At 32.0% G+C, this 20,414-nt stretch carries 20 protein-coding genes; 10 read left to right on the plus strand and 10 right to left on the minus strand.

Going from position 1 to position 20,414, the window contains the following annotated elements:
- Positions 1-175: 175 nt before the first annotated feature.
- The 10 genes from tgt to ACFSC2_RS04145 all read left to right on the plus strand — a co-directional run bounded on the left by tgt (position 176) and on the right by ACFSC2_RS04145 (position 10,486).
- On the plus strand, positions 176-1,306 hold the full coding sequence (tgt, locus tag ACFSC2_RS04100) for a tRNA guanosine(34) transglycosylase Tgt (RefSeq protein WP_379816345.1): 1,131 nt from the start codon (positions 176-178) through the stop codon (positions 1,304-1,306).
- Positions 1,307-1,396: 90 nt separating this feature from the next.
- The gene (locus tag ACFSC2_RS04105) at positions 1,397-2,485 is read left to right on the plus strand and encodes an LptF/LptG family permease (RefSeq protein ID WP_379816346.1); all 1,089 of its coding nucleotides are present in this window, start codon (positions 1,397-1,399) and stop codon (positions 2,483-2,485) included.
- On the plus strand, positions 2,472-3,362 hold the full coding sequence (locus tag ACFSC2_RS04110) for a DMT family transporter (RefSeq protein WP_379816347.1): 891 nt from the start codon (positions 2,472-2,474) through the stop codon (positions 3,360-3,362). The genes ACFSC2_RS04105 and ACFSC2_RS04110 overlap by 14 nt, the downstream gene beginning before the upstream one ends.
- Positions 3,363-3,474: 112 nt before the next feature.
- Entirely contained in the window at positions 3,475-4,428 is a 954-nt protein-coding gene (locus ACFSC2_RS04115) for an acetyl-CoA carboxylase carboxyltransferase subunit alpha (RefSeq protein ID WP_194141232.1), read from the plus strand.
- 141 nt (positions 4,429-4,569) lie between these two features.
- Positions 4,570-6,114: a replicative DNA helicase gene (gene dnaB / locus ACFSC2_RS04120; protein WP_379816348.1), complete on the plus strand. Its 1,545-nt coding sequence runs from the start codon at positions 4,570-4,572 to the stop codon at positions 6,112-6,114.
- A gap of 122 nt (positions 6,115-6,236) precedes the next feature.
- Positions 6,237-6,623: a hypothetical protein gene (locus tag ACFSC2_RS04125; protein WP_379816349.1), complete on the plus strand. Its 387-nt coding sequence runs from the start codon at positions 6,237-6,239 to the stop codon at positions 6,621-6,623.
- Between the two features lie 168 nt (positions 6,624-6,791).
- Positions 6,792-7,271, plus strand: coding sequence for a hypothetical protein (locus ACFSC2_RS04130; RefSeq protein WP_379816350.1), 480 nt, complete (start codon positions 6,792-6,794; stop codon positions 7,269-7,271).
- A 44-nt stretch (positions 7,272-7,315) separates the two neighbouring features.
- Positions 7,316-8,107: a sensor histidine kinase gene (locus ACFSC2_RS04135; RefSeq protein WP_379816351.1), complete on the plus strand. Its 792-nt coding sequence runs from the start codon at positions 7,316-7,318 to the stop codon at positions 8,105-8,107.
- A 112-nt stretch (positions 8,108-8,219) separates the two neighbouring features.
- A complete protein-coding gene (locus ACFSC2_RS04140) occupies positions 8,220-8,885 on the plus strand; it encodes a response regulator (RefSeq protein WP_379816352.1) in 666 nt (221 codons plus the stop codon).
- 341 nt (positions 8,886-9,226) lie between these two features.
- Positions 9,227-10,486 carry an asparagine synthetase B gene (locus tag ACFSC2_RS04145; RefSeq protein ID WP_379816353.1) on the plus strand — a complete coding sequence of 420 codons (1,260 nt, stop codon included), beginning with the start codon at positions 9,227-9,229 and terminating at the stop codon, positions 10,484-10,486.
- Here ACFSC2_RS04145 and ACFSC2_RS04150 read toward each other — a convergent pair.
- The 10 genes from ACFSC2_RS04150 to thrS form a co-directional block, all read right to left on the minus strand.
- A complete protein-coding gene (locus tag ACFSC2_RS04150) occupies positions 10,483-11,286 on the minus strand; it encodes an endonuclease/exonuclease/phosphatase family protein (RefSeq protein WP_379816354.1) in 804 nt (267 codons plus the stop codon). The two genes, ACFSC2_RS04145 and ACFSC2_RS04150, sit on opposite strands and share 4 nt — an antisense overlap.
- Before the next feature lie 403 nt (positions 11,287-11,689).
- On the minus strand, positions 11,690-12,358 hold the full coding sequence (locus tag ACFSC2_RS04155; protein ID WP_379816356.1) for a response regulator: 669 nt from the start codon (positions 12,356-12,358) through the stop codon (positions 11,690-11,692).
- 238 nt (positions 12,359-12,596) lie between these two features.
- Entirely contained in the window at positions 12,597-14,240 is a 1,644-nt protein-coding gene (locus tag ACFSC2_RS04160; RefSeq protein ID WP_379816357.1) for a tetratricopeptide repeat-containing sensor histidine kinase, read from the minus strand.
- Between the two features lie 249 nt (positions 14,241-14,489).
- A complete protein-coding gene (locus ACFSC2_RS04165; protein ID WP_379816358.1) occupies positions 14,490-14,924 on the minus strand; it encodes a carboxymuconolactone decarboxylase family protein in 435 nt (144 codons plus the stop codon).
- Between the two features lie 79 nt (positions 14,925-15,003).
- On the minus strand, positions 15,004-15,576 hold the full coding sequence (locus ACFSC2_RS04170) for a Crp/Fnr family transcriptional regulator (RefSeq protein WP_379816359.1): 573 nt from the start codon (positions 15,574-15,576) through the stop codon (positions 15,004-15,006).
- A 32-nt stretch (positions 15,577-15,608) separates the two neighbouring features.
- Positions 15,609-16,418 carry a hypothetical protein gene (locus ACFSC2_RS04175; RefSeq protein ID WP_379816360.1) on the minus strand — a complete coding sequence of 270 codons (810 nt, stop codon included), beginning with the start codon at positions 16,416-16,418 and terminating at the stop codon, positions 15,609-15,611.
- A 109-nt stretch (positions 16,419-16,527) separates the two neighbouring features.
- Entirely contained in the window at positions 16,528-16,872 is a 345-nt protein-coding gene (gene rplT, locus ACFSC2_RS04180; protein ID WP_035649542.1) for a 50S ribosomal protein L20, read from the minus strand.
- 101 nt (positions 16,873-16,973) lie between these two features.
- Entirely contained in the window at positions 16,974-17,171 is a 198-nt protein-coding gene (gene rpmI, locus ACFSC2_RS04185; RefSeq protein ID WP_022827375.1) for a 50S ribosomal protein L35, read from the minus strand.
- Between the two features lie 93 nt (positions 17,172-17,264).
- A complete protein-coding gene (gene infC, locus ACFSC2_RS04190) occupies positions 17,265-17,816 on the minus strand; it encodes a translation initiation factor IF-3 (protein ID WP_379816369.1) in 552 nt (183 codons plus the stop codon).
- Between the two features lie 22 nt (positions 17,817-17,838).
- On the minus strand, positions 17,839-19,785 hold the full coding sequence (gene thrS / locus ACFSC2_RS04195) for a threonine--tRNA ligase (RefSeq protein WP_379816361.1): 1,947 nt from the start codon (positions 19,783-19,785) through the stop codon (positions 17,839-17,841).
- Positions 19,786-20,414 lie beyond the last annotated feature (629 nt).

Raw genomic sequence — 20,414 nt, forward strand, 5'->3', positions numbered from 1 at the left:
AATGATACTGCTTGGACTGTTATATTTTTTATGCCTTAATATTGTAGGTTTTACATTAGTACTTCTGAAAAAAAGATTCAAGTTTGTACTCTGTTAATCATTCTTTAATTTTCTAATTGCCAAATTATCTAATTCTCCAAATTAGACTATCTTTGCGCTCTGAAAAAAGAAACAGATGAAGTTTGATTTATTACAAAAAGATCCGCAGTCTAAAGCAAGAGCGGGTAGTATTACTACAGATCACGGCGTAATTGAAACGCCTATTTTTATGCCAGTTGGTACTGTGGCTTCTGTAAAAGGAGTGCATCAGCGCGAACTAAAAGAAGAAATAAATCCAGATATTATTCTTGGAAATACGTACCATTTATATTTACGTCCGCAGACTGAAATTCTTGAAAAAGCGGGAGGATTGCATAAATTCATGAATTGGGATCGTAATATTTTGACCGATTCTGGAGGATATCAAGTGTATTCTCTTTCTTCAAACAGAAAAATCAAAGAAGAAGGTGTAAAGTTTAAATCGCATATTGACGGTTCATATCACTTTTTTACACCAGAAAATGTAATGGAAATTCAGCGTACAATTGGAGCCGATATCATCATGGCTTTTGACGAATGTACGCCTTATCCTTGCGATTACAGATATGCACAGCGTTCTATGCATATGACACACCGTTGGCTGGATCGTTGTATTAATCATTTAGATAAAGTACCTTATAAATACGGATATGAGCAAACGTTTTTTCCGATTGTTCAAGGAAGTACTTATAAAGATTTACGTCGTCAGTCGGCTGAATATATTGCGAATTCTGGTCAGCAGGGAAATGCAATTGGCGGACTTTCTGTTGGTGAACCAGCAGAAGAGATGTACGCAATGACAGAAGTAGTTTGCGAAATCCTGCCAGAAGATAAACCTCGTTATTTAATGGGTGTTGGAACTCCGATAAATATTTTAGAAAATATTGCGTTAGGAATTGATATGTTCGACTGTGTTATGCCAACTCGTAATGCAAGAAACGGAATGTTGTTTACTGCAAACGGAACAATCAATATCAAAAATAAAAAGTGGGAAGCAGATTTTTCTCCAATCGATGAAATGGGATACACTTTTGTGGATACAGAATATTCTAAAGCCTATTTACGTCACTTATTTGCTGCTAATGAATATTTAGGGAAACAAATTGCTACGATTCACAATCTTGGTTTTTATATGTGGTTGGTTCGTGAAGCAAGAAAACATATCTTAGCTGGAGATTTTAGACCATGGAAAGAAATGATGGTTAAAAATATGAGTCAACGACTTTAAAAGTTTTTTGTTTCAGGTTTCAAGTTTCAAGTTCGTACAGTAACATGAAACTTGAAACTTGAAACTTTTTCAAACCTGAAACAAAAATATATGTTATCAATAATAGATAAATACATTTTAAAAAGATATCTGGGAACTTTCTCAATTATGCTGCTTTTGTTTGCGCCAATCGGAATCGTTATTGACGTTTCTGAGAAAGTAAATAAAATGTTGGAAAATAAAATTCCGTTTCCGGATATTGCTTTCTATTATTACAATTTTACAATTTACTTTATCAATTCGCTTTTTCCGATATTTTTGTTTTTATCGGTAATTTGGTTTACTTCAAAATTGGCAAATAATACAGAGATTATTGCAATTTTAAGTTCAGGGATTTCGTTTACACGTTTTTTGCGTCCTTATATTATAGGTGCAACAATAGTTTCGCTTTTTGTATTGTTGATGGGATTTTTTATTGTTCCGGCAGCAAGTGAAGGTTATAATAATTTTCGTTATACCTATTTAAAAGGAAATGGTAAAGAGCTCATGCGGGGCGAAAATACCAATGTTTACAGACAGATTAATGATCATGATTTTATCTTTGTAAATAGTTTTAATGAAGAATCTAAAACAGCTTTTAATTTCTCTTTAGAGCATTTTGAAAAAGAAAAATTAACGTATAAAATTACTGCAAGCCGTATAAAATGGGATCCGAAGAAGAAAACCTATATTTTATACGATTATACCAAAAGAACGGTTGGTGAATTAAATGATGTTATTGAAAAAACGCCGGAGAAAAACGTTCCGTTTAAGTTTGAATTAGCAGATTTGACACCTGTTGTTTACATTGCAGAAACGCTGACTTTAGGAAAATTAATTGATTTTATTGATAAAGAACGCAAAAGAGGTTCTGGGAATATTAATACTTATTTGGTTGTTCTTTATAAAAAGTACAGCGTACCTGTTTCAGCTTTTATTTTAACGATTATTGCCGTTTCAGTTTCTTCTATGAAACGAAGAGGCGGAATGGGAATGAACCTTGCCATTGGTATTGCAATTGCATTTTCATTTGTATTCTTTGATAAAATCTTTGGAACACTTGCCGAAAAATCTACTTTCTCACCTTTATTAGCCGTTTGGTTCCCGAATATAGTGTTCGGTATCATGGCAGTTTACTTACTACGTAATGCGAAACGATAATTTAAAAAGTTATTTAAATCTTCATTTAATTGTTTTTATTTGGGGTTTTACAGCGATTTTGGGCGCTTTAATTACCATTGATGCCGAAAATTTGGTTTGGTTTAGAATGTTAATCGCTATGATTTTTCTTGGCGGATTCATTGCTTTTACAAAACAGTCTTTTCAAGTTCCGATAAAAGAATTTTTTAAGCTGATTTTTGTCGGTTTATTGATTGCATTACATTGGGTTTTCTTTTTTAAAGCCATTCATGTTTCCAATGTATCTATAACACTTTCGATATTTTCACTGGGCGCTTTTTTTGCTTCCTTATTAGAGCCATTATTCTATGGGCGAAAAATATTATGGTACGAAGTTTTCTTCGGATTAATAATAATTGCAGGGTTAGCATTGATTTTACAAGTTGAAATAAAATACCTTACAGGAGTATATTACGCTTTAGCAGCCATAATTTTAGGAGTTATTTTTACGCTGTTGAACGGAAAATTAATTGCAGATCACGAACCTTCTGTAATCACTTTTTATGAGTTTGGAGCTGGTGTTTTTTTTATTTCTATTTATTTTTTATTTCAAGGAAAATTCACTGCAGAATTCTTTCAGTTGTCTTTAAATAATTGGGTTTTATTATTGATTTTGGCATCAATTTGTACGGCATATGCGTTTACTGCTTCGGTAAAAGTAATGCAGCGATTAACACCCTATACAGTAATGTTAACCACTAATTTAGAGCCTGTTTACGGAATCGTTTTGGCTTATTTTATTCTTGGTGGAAAAGAAAAAATGAGTGTCGAATTTTACATCGGAGCCGTAATAATTATTATAACGGTAATCCTAAATGGAGTCTTTAAACATTATCAAACAAAGAAAGAAAACTTGTAATAGTTTACTTATTTTTAAATTGCATTTTTATACTTTAAATAACAATTAACTTCGCCAATGATATAATATTTTTATATTTGCGGTTCGATTTACAAACAAAATTCAAAAATCCATGGAATATTTAGATTTTGAGCTTCCAATTAAAGAACTTGAAGAACAGTTAGAAAAGTGTGTAATTATTGGAAAAGAATCTGACGTTGACGTGACCCCAACGTGCAAGGAAATCAATAAGAAATTAGAGCAAACTAAGAAAGATATATACAAAAACCTTACGGCTTGGCAGCGTGTACAATTGTCAAGACACCCAAATAGACCTTATACTTTAGACTATATCAAAGCAATCTGCGGTGATACTTTCTTAGAACTTCATGGAGACAGAGGTTTTAAAGATGATAAAGCAATGGTGGGCGGACTTGGAAAAGTAAACGGACAATCGTTTATGATCATTGGCCAGCAAAAAGGTTTTAATACAAAAACACGTCAATACCGTAATTTTGGTATGGCAAATCCAGAAGGATACCGTAAAGCTTTGCGTTTGATGAAAATGGCAGAGAAATTCGGAATTCCAGTTTTAACTTTAGTAGATACTCCGGGTGCTTATCCAGGATTAGAAGCTGAGGAAAGAGGACAAGGAGAAGCTATTGCTAGAAATATTTTCGAAATGGTTCGTTTGCAAGTGCCAATTATCACAATTATTGTAGGTGAAGGTGCTTCTGGAGGAGCTTTAGGAATTGGTGTTGGTGATAAAGTATATATGTTAGAAAATACTTGGTACTCTGTAATTTCTCCAGAATCTTGTTCTTCTATTTTATGGAAAAGCTGGGAGTACAAAGAGCGTGCAGCAGAAGCTTTAAAACTGACTTCTTCTGACATGAAAAAACAAAAATTAGTTGATGATGTTATTCCAGAACCATTAGGAGGAGCGCACTATGACCGTGAAACTACTTTTAAAACAGTTATTGAATACATTACTAAAGGATATAATGAATTGAAAGATTTATCAACAGCTGACTTAATTGCCCAAAGAATGGACAAATACAGTAATATGGGCGAGTATAAAGAGTAAATTCATATTAAATGTTTAAAAATCCGAAGCCCTGCGGTTTCGGATTTTTTTTTGGTTATCAACAAAAAAAACTTATTTATAAACAACTGAATAGTTATAACTCGATAGTAGAATTTTTTTAAATTTTGCTACTTTCGCTATATGGAAAATTTCAAAAACTTTAGTCCTGTAAAGGTCGACAAAACTACTATTATCAATCTAGAAAAAGGAAAATTGCCTCCGCAAGCTGTTGATTTAGAAGAAGCTGTGTTGGGTGCAATGATGATTGATAAAAAAGGGGTCGATGATGTAATTGATATTTTGCAGCCCGATGCTTTTTACAAAGACGCGCACAGACATATTTTTGAAGCGATTTTACAGCTTTTTACCGAAACGCAGCCAATCGATATCCTGACAGTTTCGACTCAATTAAAGAAAAATGGAAAGTTGGATGTAGCTGGTGGAGATTTTTATCTGATTCAGCTTACACAGAAAATTGCCTCTTCGGCGCATATCGAATTTCACTCGCGAATCATTCTTCAAAAATTTATCCAACGAAGTTTGATTAGAATTTCTTCTGAAATTATTGAAGAATCGTATGATGAAAGTGCCGACGTATTTGATTTGTTAGATAAAGCCGAATCTAAATTATACGAAGTAACACAAGGAAATATCAAGCGTAGTTCTGAAACAGCACAAAGTTTAGTTTTACAAGCTAAAAAGAAAATTGAAGAGATTTCTAAAAAAGAAGGATTAAGTGGTGTCGAAACTGGTTTTCATAATCTGGATAAGTTAACGTCTGGATGGCAGCCAAGTGATTTAATTATTATTGCGGCCAGACCCGCGATGGGAAAAACTGCATTTGTACTTTCTATGGCCAGAAATATTGCTATCCAATATGGTCATGGAGTAGCTTTGTTTTCTCTAGAGATGGCATCTGTTCAGTTAATTACCAGGTTAATTTCTTCTGAAACAGGATTATCATCAGAAAAATTACGTACAGGTAAATTAGAGGCCCATGAATGGACAATGTTGAGTACCAAAGTAAAAGATTTAGAGAAAGCACCTTTGTTTATTGATGATACACCCTCACTTTCTATTTTCGATTTAAGAGCAAAATGCCGTCGTTTAGCTTCGCAGCATGGTATCAAAATTATTATTATAGATTATTTGCAGTTGATGACTGCGGGAGGAAATAATAAAGGAGGAGGAAATCGTGAGCAGGAGATTTCGACAATTTCCCGAAATTTAAAAGCTTTGGCAAAAGAACTTAACGTTCCAGTTATTGCACTTTCTCAGTTGTCGCGTGCCGTTGAGACGCGTGGTTCTAGTAAAAGACCTTTGCTTTCGGATCTTCGTGAATCTGGAGCAATTGAGCAGGATGCCGATATCGTTTCGTTTTTATACCGACCAGAATATTACAAAATTGAAGAATGGGATGATGAAGAAGCTTCGCCAACTGCTGGTCAGGCTGAAATTATGATTGCAAAACACCGTAATGGTGGTATTGAAAACATACGTTTGAAATTTTTAGGACATTTAGGAAAATTTGATAATCTTGATGAATTTACAGGTGGTTATGATGATTTACCGTCAAAAATGAACCATGATGACAGCTCTTTCGTAACGAAAAACCTGCCCTCGGCCAATGAAGCTTTTGGAAGCAATTTGAACGATGACGATGATGATAGTGATGTTCCATTTTAATAAATAGTAAAGCCTTATTTTTTAAGGCTTTTTTTATGTATAATTGTTACTTTTCTTAATAAAATTTTTTAGCTTAGCTAAACCAATTATAAAATTATTAATTAACCAAAAACAAATTAATTATGTCTGAAAAAGGAAATCTAGGAAAGTTAGGAAGTGTTGAAGTTCCGTTGTCTGAAGGAAAAAAGTGGGCCCAAAAATATAAAAAGGCGCCGGGGCTTGAAGAAGATGGAAAAAATAAGGTAGATGCTTATTTAATTCCGTTAACTACTTTAAGACTTGTGTTAGATCAAGACATTGATGCTGTTCGTGCTTACAAAGGTATTAACAATGCTGGACAGCAAGTACTTATGTTTGTTGGAACAAAATATGATCCAGAAACAAATATTTACAGAGATGTATTTAAAGTAGGAGCAGAAGGAACAGAAAATGCTGGAGACGGTGTTGTGTATGATATGACAGAACCTTGCCCTCCAAATGGTGATCCAAATAGTCCTATGAATTCTTAAATGATGTATTCTATTGTTGCGAAATTAGGTTACTTATTTTTAATAATTAACTTTATTCTTTACAGTATAGGCTTTTCCAAATTTGGAAAAGCCTATAAAATTTTTACATGTTATCTTGGTTTGCTCGTTTTTGTGCAGTTGACTTGTGTAGTTTTACTGTATTTTAAAATGTCAAATCTATATATGTCACATCTTTATTTTGTGGGACAATTACTGTTGATGGGATTTTTCTATTATACACTAGCAAAAAATACCATCGATAAAAAAATCATATTAGGAGGAATTATCGCTGGTATTTTAGTGTTGATCGTTCAATACGGTTTAGATCCAAGTCTGTTTTTTAAATTTAATCTGCTTGAAATTACAGTTACTTCATTGTTAGTGGTGTTTTTTGCACTTTTTCATTTATATAATATGCTTACAAGTACCAAAGAGTATTATTATATTACAGTTGGAATCATAATTTACTTATTGACGAGTACAATATTGTTTTTAGTTGGAAACTTGACCATCGGATTAAGCGAGAATTTTAAATTTCTCACTTGGACATTAAACGCTGTCTTAGTATTAATGAATCAGCTTTTTATTTTATATGAATGGAAAATCAGCTTTTCTAAAAAAGCAGTTCCGCTAAAACAAAAAGAATAGTTAGTTAAAAAGAGAAGTTGTAAAAAAATAAAATAGTAATTGATATGAATATAAATTCAATTTCTGAAAAAGAGATAGTTGCTATAATTTTATATGCATCACTCTTTTTTATGGTTTTGGCAGTATGTTTAATTGTGTTTTTCTATTTTTCAAGAAAAAAGATAATCCAAAAAGAATTAGAAAATAAAAACTTGGAAATTCAATATCAAAGAGAACAATTACACGCTGTAATTGTAACTCAAGAAGAAGAGCGAAAAAGAATCGCACAAGATCTTCATGACGATATTTCTTCAAAACTTAATATTGTTTCTCTCAACAGCCATTTGCTTACAGCTCCAAATCTGACTTCAGAAGAAACAGCAGAAATCACAAATAATATTATTGCTCTTACTACTAAAGCACTTGAAAATTCAAGAAAAATTGCGCATAATTTATTGCCTCCAGTCTTTGAAAAATTTGGACTTAATGCCGCAATCGAAGAATTATGCGAAGAATTTGAAAGCAGTAAATCCGTTAAGGCATACTATAAAAATGAAATTGATTTTGATGATAAAGATATCGACAGGCAATTGCATGTTTTTAGAATTTTGCAAGAATTAATGAACAACTCAGTTCGTCATGGTAAGGCCGCCGAGATATGGATTGTTTTTAAAATTGTAAACGGAATTAATAGTTGTCATTATGAGGATAACGGAATAGGTTTTGACTCTAAAAATCAAGAAAATCAAAAAGGTCTTGGAATGAAAAATATAGAAAGTCGAATTTCTTTTTTAGACGGAACAATTGATTTTGAATCTGAAATAGGAAAAGGAATTGCAGTAAATTTTACTTTTTAAGTTAAAAACAAGAAAAAATACCTTTTTTCAGGTAATAATTTTTTGTGTTTATGCTTTTTTCATTTCATATTTCGTAATTTCGACAAACCAAAAACGACCAAAACCAAAAAAAATGAATCCCGCTATTAAAATTGCATTAGTAGATGACGAAATTTTATTTCGTAAAGGAATTGCTTTTTTACTGCAAAGAGAAGATAATATTGATATTGTTTTTGAAGCATCTAACGGCGAAGAATTAATCGAACTACTGAACAAAGCTGAGTCTAAACCTGATATTATTATCATGGATTTGAAAATGCCAGTCCTAAATGGCGTTGAAGCAACAAAAATAATAAGAAAATCTTTTCCCGAAATTAAAATTATAGCTTTGACAAGTTATGATACTAAGTCTTTCATCGCCAACATGATTCAAGTTGGGGCTGTAGCTTATTTAATTAAAAATACAACACCAAAAGATTTAATAAAGACCATCAATGAGGTAGCTCTAAAAGGTTTTTATTATAACGAAAGTGTTTTAAAAACTATTCAGGAAACAATCGTTTCTCAAAAGAATTCGAAGGGATGTCTTGAAACTAGTTTTCTCTCTCCACGCGAAATAGAAATACTCCAGCTCATTTGTCAGCAGAAAACTACTTCTGAAATTGCAGATCATCTTTTCCTAAGTCCAAGGACTGTAGAAGGACATAGAAACAATTTACTTCTTAAAACTGAATCTAGAAATATTGCGGGTCTGGTGGTATATGCGATCCAAAACGAAATTGCAGTGCTAACTTTATAGTTTGTAATTTAAGCAGTCAGAAATTGAATTGATAATACGTAGTAAAGTATAATTGTCAATACTAATACGCATAAACCTATTTTCTGCATTACATTTAACCCCTTTGGTTGATTTTTACTATCATTAAACTTCATGGTGGTGGTTTTTTATTGATTAGTTTTATCATTTGGGTTAGCAAATGTAAAGAGATTTTATAGTTGTCAAATACGTGTTTTTACGTGTTTTTTGTTAAAATTGATATTTTTTTACTCATTTTTTAACATTTATTAAACTTAGAAAAAGATGAATTGAAGAAGCTTTTTAAAGTCTTACTTTATATCTTTACTTAAAATGATTTTTTAATGAAAAAGAGTTTCTTCTATCTATTCATATTATTGGTTTCTTTTACAGCCAAAGCTTCTTTTATCCTGATTCCGATGGATGAAACTACCCAGCAAAATCACTTAAAAGCTTATGGTATAACATATTGGTGTTTAAGTAGAGATTACAAAGCAAGCTGGCTTTTAAATTATAGAGGCGGTTCTTTCTTACTGCCTGATGCCGAAGAAATTCGTAAAGAATGTAAAATCCGCGGCGTTAGTTTTGAAATTATTTCTGATGGAGAACAAACTCAGATTTTAAATGAAATTTCAAGTCCATCACAGAATATGGAATCTGTAATTTTAGAAAAAGCACCTAAAATTGCGGTTTATACTCCAAAAGGAAAACAGCCTTGGGACGATGCAGTTACGCTGGTGCTGACTTATGCAGAAATTCCTTTTACACCAATCTATGACGAAGAAGTATTAACTGACCAATTACTGCTTTATGATTGGCTGCACCTGCATCACGAAGATTTTACGGGACAGTATGGTAAATTTTATGCTGCTTACAAAAATACACCTTGGTATATTGATCAAAAAAGAGATGCTGAAGCATTGGCAGCAAAACTTGGTTACGCAAAAGTTTCGCAGGAAAAAGGAGCAGTAGCTAAAAAAATTAGAGATTTTGTAATAGGTGGCGGTTTTATGTTTGCAATGTGTTCGGCTACAGATAGTTTTGATATTGCACTTGCCGCTGACGGAGTAGACATCTGCGAGACAATGTTTGACGGTGATCCAAGCGAATCAAATTACCAATCAAAACTAAATTATAGTAACTCTTTTGCTTTCAAGAATTTCACTCTGGAAAGAAAACCAGAAGTATATGAATTCTCAGATATTGATATGACGATAAAACGAAGAATTCCGATGGAAAAAGATTATTTTACTTTGATGGAATTCTCAGCAAAATGGGATCCAATTCCGAGTATGCTTTGTCAAAATCATACACAATTGGTAAAAGGTTTTATGGGACAGACAACTTCTTTTGATTCTTCGTTAATTAAATCAAACATCTTAGTTATGGGAACTTGCGAATTTAATGGAGAAGCACGTTACATACATGGTGAAAAAGGAAAAGGAATGTTTACTTTTTTCGGTGGTCACGATCCAGAAGATTTTCAGCATCAAGTAGGAGATCCTCCAACGGTCTTGGATCTTCATCCAAATTCTCCAGGATATCGACTAATTTTGAATAATGTTTTATTTCCTGCCGCGAAAAAAAAGAAACTTAAAACTTAATTGACAGAGAATTCAAACCAAATCGGAATATGATCCGAGATATTTCGAGCTTCTTGTAACGAATCAAAATCTTTATAAAATAAAATTGTACCAGAATTGTAAAGTTTTATACGATTTTGAGGATAAAAAATATTATCAAACTCAGATGCTAGACAAATATTGTTTTGGCATTTTTGTTTTAAAGTCGTTTTTTGATTTTTTAAAACCGATTCATATCCTTTTTTCTTAAGAGGATAAAATACAGTATGTGATTGCGGACAGTTAAAATCTCCTAAAAAGATCAGATTTAGCTGTGGGTATTGATCAGGTAGAAATTTAAAATACTTAATTTCCGTTTCAGGCTGTTTACTTTTCGTTATTGCATGAAAATTAACTAGCGTAAAACTTTTTTTATCAATTTCAAAAGTAGCGTAATAGGGTTCACGATCAATTTCGAGAGTGTACTTCTTTTCAAGCCAAGGAGAGCCTTTTAACTTTAGTTTTTTGGTTTTCCAGATATAAGCATATCTTTCTCGTTTATAACTGCTGCTAGAAGTGGGGTCGCTGATGCTGTAATCCCATTTAGTGCCTTTTTCATTTAGCAAAGCAGCGAGTTTAGCTACAGTTTGAGCGCCGCCATAGCCAGCTACAACTTCTTGAATGGCAATAATGTCAAAGTCGGCGACTTTATTAGTGATGAATTTTAAATCTGCTTCAGATTTTGATTTTCCAAAATTTTCAAGATTCCAAGAAAGTATTTTGGTTTGAGAAAAAGAAAAAAGTGTAAAGAAAACGAATAAAAGACCGAAGATTTTTTTCATGCTGTATTTAAAAAGCAAATATAATCAATTGAATTTTGGTCAAGATTTTCTCTTGAGTGTTTTCTATTTTAAAAACAATGATACTGCTAATCTTTAATATTTTTTATATCTATTTTTTAATGCCGTTCCGATAATAATAATTTGTAGAACAAGCAAAGCAGGAATAAATATAATTTTCCAATCAATTTCCAGCCATCCCGTTTTTTCTGATATAAACGCAAAACTTATTGAAAGGAAAAGACAAAGAAGCATTGTTTTAATGATAATTTTATTTTGAATGGTGTTAATCTTTGATGGAAAATTAACTCTATATCTTGGTTTCATGGTTTAGTCGATAGGTTTAAACAAATTTAGACCTATAAAAACGCATTTCCTTACGGGATTCCGTAAAAGCATAAAAAAATTATACTAACCCAAAATCCTTAGCAATAGCAATCAAATGCACATTATTATTTGCTTTAAAATAAATTTTTAGTTTATTAATGCGTTTTTCTATACTGCTAGTACCATTTGGCGTAATAGCCAAGTCCTTAAATTCTTTAGAAATATGCTCTAAAATATATCCTTTAGAAAGCAGCTTTAAAATCGAAATGTCATAAGATTCGATTTCAATTAAAGTTTTATCATTAAAATTAAAAGAAAGATCCGAAGAAAGTATTCTTTCCTCATTTCTAAAAGTAGCTTCAATCGCGTTTTTTAATTCTGTAATGCTGTTTCTTCCTTTAGAAACATAAGCATTTATTCCAAGATCATTAAAAAGCGATTTGATTCTAAAGTTTTTATCCTCTATAGAAAAGACAATTTTTTTTAAATTATCCTGTACTTTGTTGGCCGCTTCAATCAATTCTTCTCCAGAATTTAATGTCGTTTTTCTGTGATCTGATTTAAAAGAAAGATCACTTATCAACAAGTCATAAGGTTCATTATCGTTTAAAGCTTTTTTTATTCTTATCAAGCCTTCATCACAATATTTTACGTGATGAATAGTAGGGATTTGAAGTTCTTCCAGAACTTGTATAACCGCTATACTAATGCTGTCTAAATCTTCTGCTACTAAAACTTTTTTGTACATATTTTACTCTTTTAGATCTGAAATACCATACTTAATCTGAAGTATGTTTTAATTAGATTACAAATTTAACAGTTCTTTTTTTACCTTTATTACGGTTTTCCACATTTTATACTTCATTTGGTAAAATAATTAGTTTCTCTTTTTCAATGATCTTTCGCAAGACGCCGTATTACTCAATTAATTTACAAGAAACAGGTAATTTAAAACAAGAAAAAATCAACAGAAAAAGATTGTTTTATTAGATAGGAAATTTGAAAAACACTTTAAAACCCTGATCTTTTGTGGATTTTATTTCGACTTTACCTTTAATTTTTAAAATTCGGTATTCAACATTATAAAGTCCATTTTTAAAAACAATTTTATCAGATTCTATCCCTTTTCCGTTGTCAGTGTAATTTACAGCAATACTTTTTTCTGTCTTTTTGAAATTTATTCCCACAAGAGTTGCTTCACTATATTTTCTCATATTAACGAGGAGTTCTTGTAAAACTCTGTAGAGCGTAATCTTTTTGTTTTTATCGACTTCATTCCATGAAATGGTGTCTAGTCCGTTTAAAATTAAATTGATGTTTGGAGTACTAAAACCAGAAATCATTTCTTTTAATGAAGAAATGTAATTTTCATCAGTAGTAATAATACCATTTTCTTTAGAAATATCTCGTGTTCGTGCATAAATTGCATCAAGATTTTGAAGCAATTGTTCTTTATTTTCATTTAGAGCCAAGTTTTTATTTTCGGCAAAAGCCATTGTGTGGTAAATATCATTGGCTAATTCATCATGAAGTTTTTTAGAAATTCGGGTTTCACTTCTATAAGTTGCTTCAATTTTCTCACGATTCGATTTAGACGTGAGATAAAAATATAATATTAAAACCATGCACAAACTTAAAGCTATGATGATGTAGGAAATAATATTTCGATTTTTTTGCCTTTCCAGCTTTAAATCATTTTCCGTTTTGTTTGTTTTTAGTTTTAAATTTTCTTCCTTTTCGAGTTTTGAATCGTATTTAATTTTTGCAAACTGATTTTTTGCCTTTTGTCTTACTTCATAAATACTATCTGTTAGATTAACATATAAAAGTGAATATTTTTTTAGTTCGTCATTCGAACTGTTTTTGATTAATATTTTTAATGAAGATTGCTTCCTCTCAATATAATGCAGTTGATTAAATATAGTATAAGCTCCTAAAGCATTTTTTTTCGAAAGCAATACGTTGTTGTTTTCATCATAATATCTTGCAAGATGCAGTTTGCTGATTGCAATTCCGAGTTTATCATCTATTTCAGTTCGTATTTTTAAACCTTGATGTAAGTATTGAATCCCACGCGGATCGTCTAATCTAAAATAACATACGCCAATATTATCAATTACTTTTGCAAAAATTTCTCTTTTTTGCTGCGTTTCTTTTTTTGTAGAAAGTCTTAAAAAAATCTGTAATGCTTCATCGTATTTGTTTTGTTTCATCAACACCCATGCAATGTTGCTTTTAGTAGATTGCTTTCTCCATTCATCAGTTTCCAATCCTAATGCCTTATTGTAGTTTAATAATGCATTCGTATAATCATAAGTGTATAGATAATTTGTACCTAAAGTAGTGTAAGTATTCCAGGCATTTTCTGATTTTGTAATGTATTTAAGATAAGGAATTGCTGCCGTAATAGTAGTTTCGCTTCCAATGTAATCGCCATGATTGAGCTGAATTTCGGCCATGTTGTTTAAAATACTAACATAATTTTCAGTATCAATTTTCGGATTACAAAGTAACTTGGCCTTATTATAATAAAAGAATGCGCTGTCTGTATTTTTACAATTTTTATTAAACTGATCTGCTTTTGTTATTAATGTAGAAATTAAAATTCTATTATTTTCTGCCGCGTCCAAAGATGCCTTGTTTTGACAAGAGAAAATAGTAATTAAAAAGAAGGTTGTATATAGAAAAAATGCTATTCTTTTTGGTATCATGCGCCAAAAATAGATAAATATAAATTCCTTGAAAGAGTAGAAATACGGTATTTTAAAATATTTTCAATTGAAATTTTTCTGATTTCTCATTTTGAGGAATATACAAAAAGCCTTCAATTTTAGAAGGCTTTTGTGGTGTTGTGAGTTGTAAATTTAATCTTTATAAAATTATACGGCTCTCAATCCGGTAGTAATAGCAAGTCTATTCCAGGCATTAATAGTAATAATGGCAAGGATAATTTCAGCAAGATATTTTTTGTCAAACAATCTTGCAGCGTTTTGATATACTTCATCAGAAACGTGATTGTTTATTAAAGTTACTTCTTCTGTCAATGCTAGAATAGCTTTTTCTTCTTCTGTATAAACATCTGCTTCACGCCATGCGCTTAATAGATAAATACGTTGCTCTGTTTCACCATACTTTCTTGCATCTGCCGTGTGCATATTGATACAAAATGCACAGCCATTTACTTGCGAAGCACGAATTTTAAGAAGTTCTTTGTGAGTATTTGTCAATGAAGTTGAAGAAATATATTTTTCTAAATTCATTAATGCTTGATATGCCTCTGGAGCAACATTCGGGATAACAATTCTTGATTCCATTTTTGATATGTTTTAAAGTTTGATACAAAGTTCAGTTATCTATACTTTAAAAATCTTGAACTACTTCAAGAAATAAAAATTACAATTTTCCAGACCTGATTTTACTCATGAATTCAGCAGAAAAATCTAAATAGGAGGCAAGCATATATTGTGGAACGCGCTGAACGAAATCAGGCTGTTGATTTTTAAAGTGATTGTATCGTTCTTCTGCAGACATGGTAAACAAAAATTTAATTCGCATTTGTGCCGCACCAAAAGCTTTTTGTGCCACTATTCTAAAGTACTTTTCAAGACTTGGAATTTGAACTAATATCGATTCCAAGGTAGATTTTTCAATAGCAATAACTTCCGTCGTTTCTACAGCTTGAATATAAAAGTGAGAAGGAGTGTGGTTGTGATAACTCAAGTAATCTGTAATCCACCAGTTCTCGACACCAAATTGCAATGTTTGTTCTGTGCCTTTGGGATTAATTATATATTGGCGCATACAGCCTTTTACAACAAAATACATTGTATTGCAGATTTGTCCTTCCTGTAAAACGTGATCTTTTCTTTTAATTTGAGAATTTCTCAAACTAGATTCAATTATATCAATTTCTGAAGAATCAAGATCAATAAACTTTTTTATATGGTGTACAAGCTCGTTAGGCATTATTGAATGTTTATAAAGGTTGGGTCTATCTCTTAATTATGGAAAATAATTTCAAAGTTACTATTTACTTTTATACCATCACTTACAGCAGCTTCCCAATGTGCATGTTTAACAAATTCAGTAATTTGATTAATTAGGAAGTTATTGAAGTATTCATTTTTTGAATTTTTAAATTCGATCTTTATAGTAATATTAGATATTGAATTATTTCTATTGATAGTGAATTTAGTTTTGGCATAAAAATCTCTTTTTTCATTGCTTTGAATGAAATTTTTAGGGAATACAAAGGAAGAGAAAAAATCTTTTTGGATTTCAATCTTTTGCTCTAAAAAATCGCCGGCTTTTGGATAAATCAAACAGTAATTATCTACGCCAAATGGATATTCAAAAGGAATTTCTATTCTGCTCATCACGTACAAACTGTCCGCGGTTTTAGTAATCTTCTTAATGAAGTTTTGCCCATATTTTTCCTTCAGTAGTGCATTAGATGCTTTGCAGTAACAGTTTGATATTAATGGATATCTAGTTTTATCATCTAAAATCCAAGACGGATCTAAATCACGAGATTCGGAAAAGTTAATTTCTTTTTCTTTTAGTAAACTTATTAAATGGGAGTAATGCCTGTTGTAATCGCTGTCAAGATATCCTTCGGGTAGTAATTCGTAAAATACTTCTTGTTTTTTAAAATCAATTTTGGCTCTTTTAATATCGGTGAAACAGTTTATATCACGTTTATCAATTTGCCCAATTATTGTCTGGATGGAATTTTTGTCTAGATTTTTCTCTTGAGCTTTTACAAAAAGTATTTGTACTATGAATAAAATGGCAAATAGCTTCTTCATCTCTTAATTGTGTGTTGGCATGGAAAGATAATAAAAACAAAAAACCATCCGATGTGTCGGATGGTTTTTCTATGATAAGTAAGTAATGTAAATTGAGTTTATAAAACGTTTATTTTACTTTATTAAGAATAGCTTTGAAAGCTTCTGGGTGGTTCATAGCTAAATCTGCAAGAACTTTACGGTTCAATTCGATTCCGTTAGCTTTAACTTTCCCCATGAATTGAGAATAAGACATTCCCTCTAATCTAGCTCCAGCGTTGATACGTTGAATCCATAAAGAACGGAAATTTCTTTTGTTTTGTTTTCTATCGCGGTAAGCGTAGCACATTGCTTTCTCTACTGCATTCTTAGCAACTGTCCAAACGTTTTTACGTCTTCCAAAGAAACCTTTGGCTTGCTTCATTATTTTTTTTCTTCTTGCTCTTTTAGCAACTGAATTTACCGATCTTGGCATAATTTTAATGTGTTTTTGTAGCAGGCGTCCTGAATTGAATCAAAGGAACTTCAAAGCCATACTCCAAGGTTATATAAATAATTTTTTAACCTAAAGAATTATTAGATAATTCTTAATTGTTGTTTAATGCTTTTCATATCTGTTTTGTGAACTAGCGCTGAGTGTGTCAAAGCTAATTTACGTTTTTTAGATTTTTTAGTCAAGATGTGACTTTTAAAAGCATGCTTTCTTTTAATTTTTCCAGAGCCAGTAACTTTAAAACGTTTCTTAGCGCTAGATTTTGTTTTCATTTTAGGCATTTTTCCTAGTGTTTTAATTTATTCTTACTTACTTATATTTTTGTTTCATGTTTACAGTTTCAACTTAACAAAGCTGAAACTGTAAACTGAACACTATTTTTTCTTCTTCGGAGCGATGAACATAATCATTCTCTTTCCTTCCAAAACTGGCATAGCTTCAACTTTACCATGTTCTTCCAAATCTTGAGCAAGACGCAATAATAGAATCTGACCTTGATCTTTATAAATGATCGAACGACCTTTAAAGAAAACGAAAGCTTTTAATTTTGATCCTTCTTTTAAGAATTTCTCAGCATTCTTTCTTTTAAACTCGTAATCATGCTCATCAGTCTGAGGACCAAAACGAATTTCTTTTACAACAACTTGAGAAGATTTAGCTTTTAATGCCTTGTCACGTTTCTTTTGTTCGTAAACGAATTTCTTGTAATCCATGATTTTACAAACCGGTGGATCAGCATTAGGTGAAATTTCAACTAAATCCAATTCAAATTGGTCAGCTAAACGTAGCGCATCAGCTAGTTTAAAAACACCAGGCTCGATGTTTTCACCAACTAGTCTCACTTCTTGTACCCCACGAATAAAATTGTTTATTCTGTGTGCGTCTTTTTTTTCTACTCGAGGTTGAGAACCTCTGTTACTTTTTATTGCTATGACTTTCTAATTTAAGTTAAACTGTAAATACTTTTAATGTCTTATTTATTTCTTCGTTTACAATTCTGACAAATTCTTCAATTGTAACTGTGATATTTCCTTTTCCTTCCTGACCGTGACGACGAATAGAAATAGTTCCGTTTTTCTCCTCTTCTTCACCTACAATCAGCATAAATGGCGTTTTCTGCATTTCTGCATCCCTAATTTTCTTACCGATAGTTTCATTTCGGTTGTCAATTAGGGCGCGAATTTCGTGATTTTCTAGCAAATCTAAAACTTTTTTAGCATAATTTTCGTATTTCTCGCTCAAAGACAAGATAATAGCTTGCTCAGGCATAAGCCAAAGTGGGAAATTTCCTGCTGTATGCTCAAGTAAAATTGCTATAAAACGTTCCATAGATCCAAAAGGAGCTCTGTGAATCATAACAGGGCGATGTAATTCATTATCAGCACCTTTGTATGTCAATTCAAAACGTTCCGGTAAGTTGTAATCTACCTGAATTGTTCCTAACTGCCATTGTCTTCCTAAAGCATCTTTTACCATGAAATCCAGTTTCGGGCCGTAAAAAGCAGCTTCGCCATATTCTACAACTGTATTCAGGCCTTTGTCTTTAGCAGCATTGATAATAGCGTTTTCAGCTTTCTCCCAGTTCTCATCTGTACCAATATACTTTTCCCTGTTTTCTTGATCTCTTAGTGAAATCTGAGCAGTAAAGTTTTCAAAACCTAAAGAACCAAATACATATAGTACAAGGTCGATTACTTTTTTAAATTCTTCATCTAATTGCTCTGGAGTACAGAAAATATGCGCATCATCTTGAGTAAATCCTCTAACACGAGTTAAACCGTGTAATTCTCCAGACTGCTCATATCTATATACAGTACCAAATTCAGCATAACGCTTAGGTAAATCTTTATATGACCAAGGTCTTACGTTGTAAATTTCGCAGTGGTGAGGACAGTTCATTGGTTTTAATAAAAACTCTTCACCTTCTGCAGGCGTATGAATTGGCTGAAAACTGTCAGCTCCATATTTAGCGTAGTGACCAGAAGTAACATAAAGTTCCTTTTGACCAATATGTGGACTTACAACTTGCTCGTATCCAGCTTTCTTCTGTGCTCTTTTTAAAAATTGCTCTAAACGATCTCTAAGTGCAGCGCCTTTTGGTAACCATAAAGGTAAACCTTGCCCCACTTTTTGAGAGAAAGCAAATAACTCAAGTTCTTTACCTAACTTACGGTGATCACGACGTTTTGCTTCTTCAAGAAGTTCAAGATATTCAGTTAAATCTTTTTGTTTAGGAAAAGAAGTTCCATAAATACGTGTTAACTGTTTGTTTTTCTCGTCACCTCTCCAGTAAGCACCCGCAACACTCATGATTTTTACAGCTTTGATAATTCCAGTATTCGGAATATGTCCACCACGGCATAAATCAGTAAAAGTTGCATGATCGCAAAAAGTAATTGTTCCGTCTTCAAGATTAGAAATTAATTCTGTTTTGTAAACGTTGTCTTTATACATTTCTAAAGCCTCAGCTTTAGATACCGGACGCATTTTGAAATCGTATTTTCCTCTTGAAATTTCAAGAATACGATCTTCGATTTTTTTGAAATCAGCCTCAGAGATTTTCTGATCTTCAAAATCAACATCATAATAGAAACCATTAGCAATTGCAGGTCCAAGAGTTAGTTTGATTCCAGGGTACAATTCCTCAAGAGCCTGAGCCATTACGTGCGAAGTCGAGTGCCAGAAAGCTTTTTTACCTTCAGCATCATTCCAAGTATATAAAATAAGATTACCGTCGGTCGTTAATGGAGTCTCGGTTTCAATAGTTGTCCCATTAAAAGATGCAGAAATAACATTTCTTGCAAAACCTTCGCTAATGTTTTTAGCGACCTCCATTGGAGTTACGCCTGAAGCGAACTCTCTAATTGACCCATCGGGTAAAGTAATCTTGATCATTGTTTATAATTTTGTGAATGCAAATATACATGATTACAAAAACACATACAATATATAAGTAGAACTTTACTCTATTATATATAAGTGTAATTCTAATTTCGAACCCGACAGGTTTTCAAAACCTGTCGAGTTTATTTTTATACATATATATAAGTATAGTTGTTTAGTCTCCTAACAGGTTTCCAAAACCTGTTAGGTATAGATCAATATCAAGATAAAGCAGAGTCAAGCATTTCCTAATAATAATTTGGAATTTAAAAAAGTGAAATTTCAATAATAATAAGGAGCTGTTTCCTGCTGTTCCTTCCAATCTTTGGGGCCGAACCCCGGCCCCAAAGGATTTTCCCTCCCATCAGGGCTATGGCATGCAGTTTTCAAAAGAGTTTTTAAGGATAAAAAGAGCAAAAAGAGGGATAGAAAACTAACAACTCCATAAAAATTGCGATGGAAGACAAGTGTAAAATGTCAAAATAACATACGAAACAAGAAAAAACCTACGATAAAAGAAAAAACATTGCTTTGTAAAGGAGCTGTTACCAGCGAGTTAAGAAAAAGATGGAAAAAAGATGAGAAAAATATAAAAAAAAGGCTTGAAAATGTAAATAAAGGTTCTACTTTTGCACCCGCAG

Source organism: Flavobacterium artemisiae (assembly GCF_042678225.1).
In the GTDB taxonomy this organism is placed as follows: domain Bacteria; phylum Bacteroidota; class Bacteroidia; order Flavobacteriales; family Flavobacteriaceae; genus Flavobacterium; species Flavobacterium artemisiae.

Excerpts from the sequence above, each read along its gene's own strand:
- tgt (WP_379816345.1), top strand. The coding sequence starts at position 176 with ATGAAGTTTGATTTATTACAAAAAGATCCGCAGTCTAAAGCAAGAGCG.
- ACFSC2_RS04105 (WP_379816346.1), top strand. The coding sequence starts at position 1,397 with ATGTTATCAATAATAGATAAATACATTTTAAAAAGATATCTGGGAACT.
- ACFSC2_RS04110 (WP_379816347.1), top strand. The coding sequence starts at position 2,472 with ATGCGAAACGATAATTTAAAAAGTTATTTAAATCTTCATTTAATTGTT.
- ACFSC2_RS04115 (WP_194141232.1), top strand. The coding sequence starts at position 3,475 with ATGGAATATTTAGATTTTGAGCTTCCAATTAAAGAACTTGAAGAACAG.
- dnaB (WP_379816348.1), top strand. The coding sequence starts at position 4,570 with ATGGAAAATTTCAAAAACTTTAGTCCTGTAAAGGTCGACAAAACTACT.
- ACFSC2_RS04125 (WP_379816349.1), top strand. The coding sequence starts at position 6,237 with ATGTCTGAAAAAGGAAATCTAGGAAAGTTAGGAAGTGTTGAAGTTCCG.
- ACFSC2_RS04130 (WP_379816350.1), top strand. The coding sequence starts at position 6,792 with ATGTCAAATCTATATATGTCACATCTTTATTTTGTGGGACAATTACTG.
- ACFSC2_RS04135 (WP_379816351.1), top strand. The coding sequence starts at position 7,316 with ATGAATATAAATTCAATTTCTGAAAAAGAGATAGTTGCTATAATTTTA.
- ACFSC2_RS04140 (WP_379816352.1), top strand. The coding sequence starts at position 8,220 with ATGAATCCCGCTATTAAAATTGCATTAGTAGATGACGAAATTTTATTT.
- ACFSC2_RS04145 (WP_379816353.1), top strand. The coding sequence starts at position 9,227 with ATGAAAAAGAGTTTCTTCTATCTATTCATATTATTGGTTTCTTTTACA.
- ACFSC2_RS04150 (WP_379816354.1), bottom strand. The coding sequence starts at position 11,286 with ATGAAAAAAATCTTCGGTCTTTTATTCGTTTTCTTTACACTTTTTTCT.
- ACFSC2_RS04155 (WP_379816356.1), bottom strand. The coding sequence starts at position 12,358 with ATGTACAAAAAAGTTTTAGTAGCAGAAGATTTAGACAGCATTAGTATA.
- ACFSC2_RS04165 (WP_379816358.1), bottom strand. The coding sequence starts at position 14,924 with ATGGAATCAAGAATTGTTATCCCGAATGTTGCTCCAGAGGCATATCAA.
- ACFSC2_RS04170 (WP_379816359.1), bottom strand. The coding sequence starts at position 15,576 with ATGCCTAACGAGCTTGTACACCATATAAAAAAGTTTATTGATCTTGAT.
- ACFSC2_RS04175 (WP_379816360.1), bottom strand. The coding sequence starts at position 16,418 with ATGAAGAAGCTATTTGCCATTTTATTCATAGTACAAATACTTTTTGTA.
- rplT (WP_035649542.1), bottom strand. The coding sequence starts at position 16,872 with ATGCCAAGATCGGTAAATTCAGTTGCTAAAAGAGCAAGAAGAAAAAAA.
- rpmI (WP_022827375.1), bottom strand. The coding sequence starts at position 17,171 with ATGCCTAAAATGAAAACAAAATCTAGCGCTAAGAAACGTTTTAAAGTT.
- thrS (WP_379816361.1), bottom strand. The coding sequence starts at position 19,785 with ATGATCAAGATTACTTTACCCGATGGGTCAATTAGAGAGTTCGCTTCA.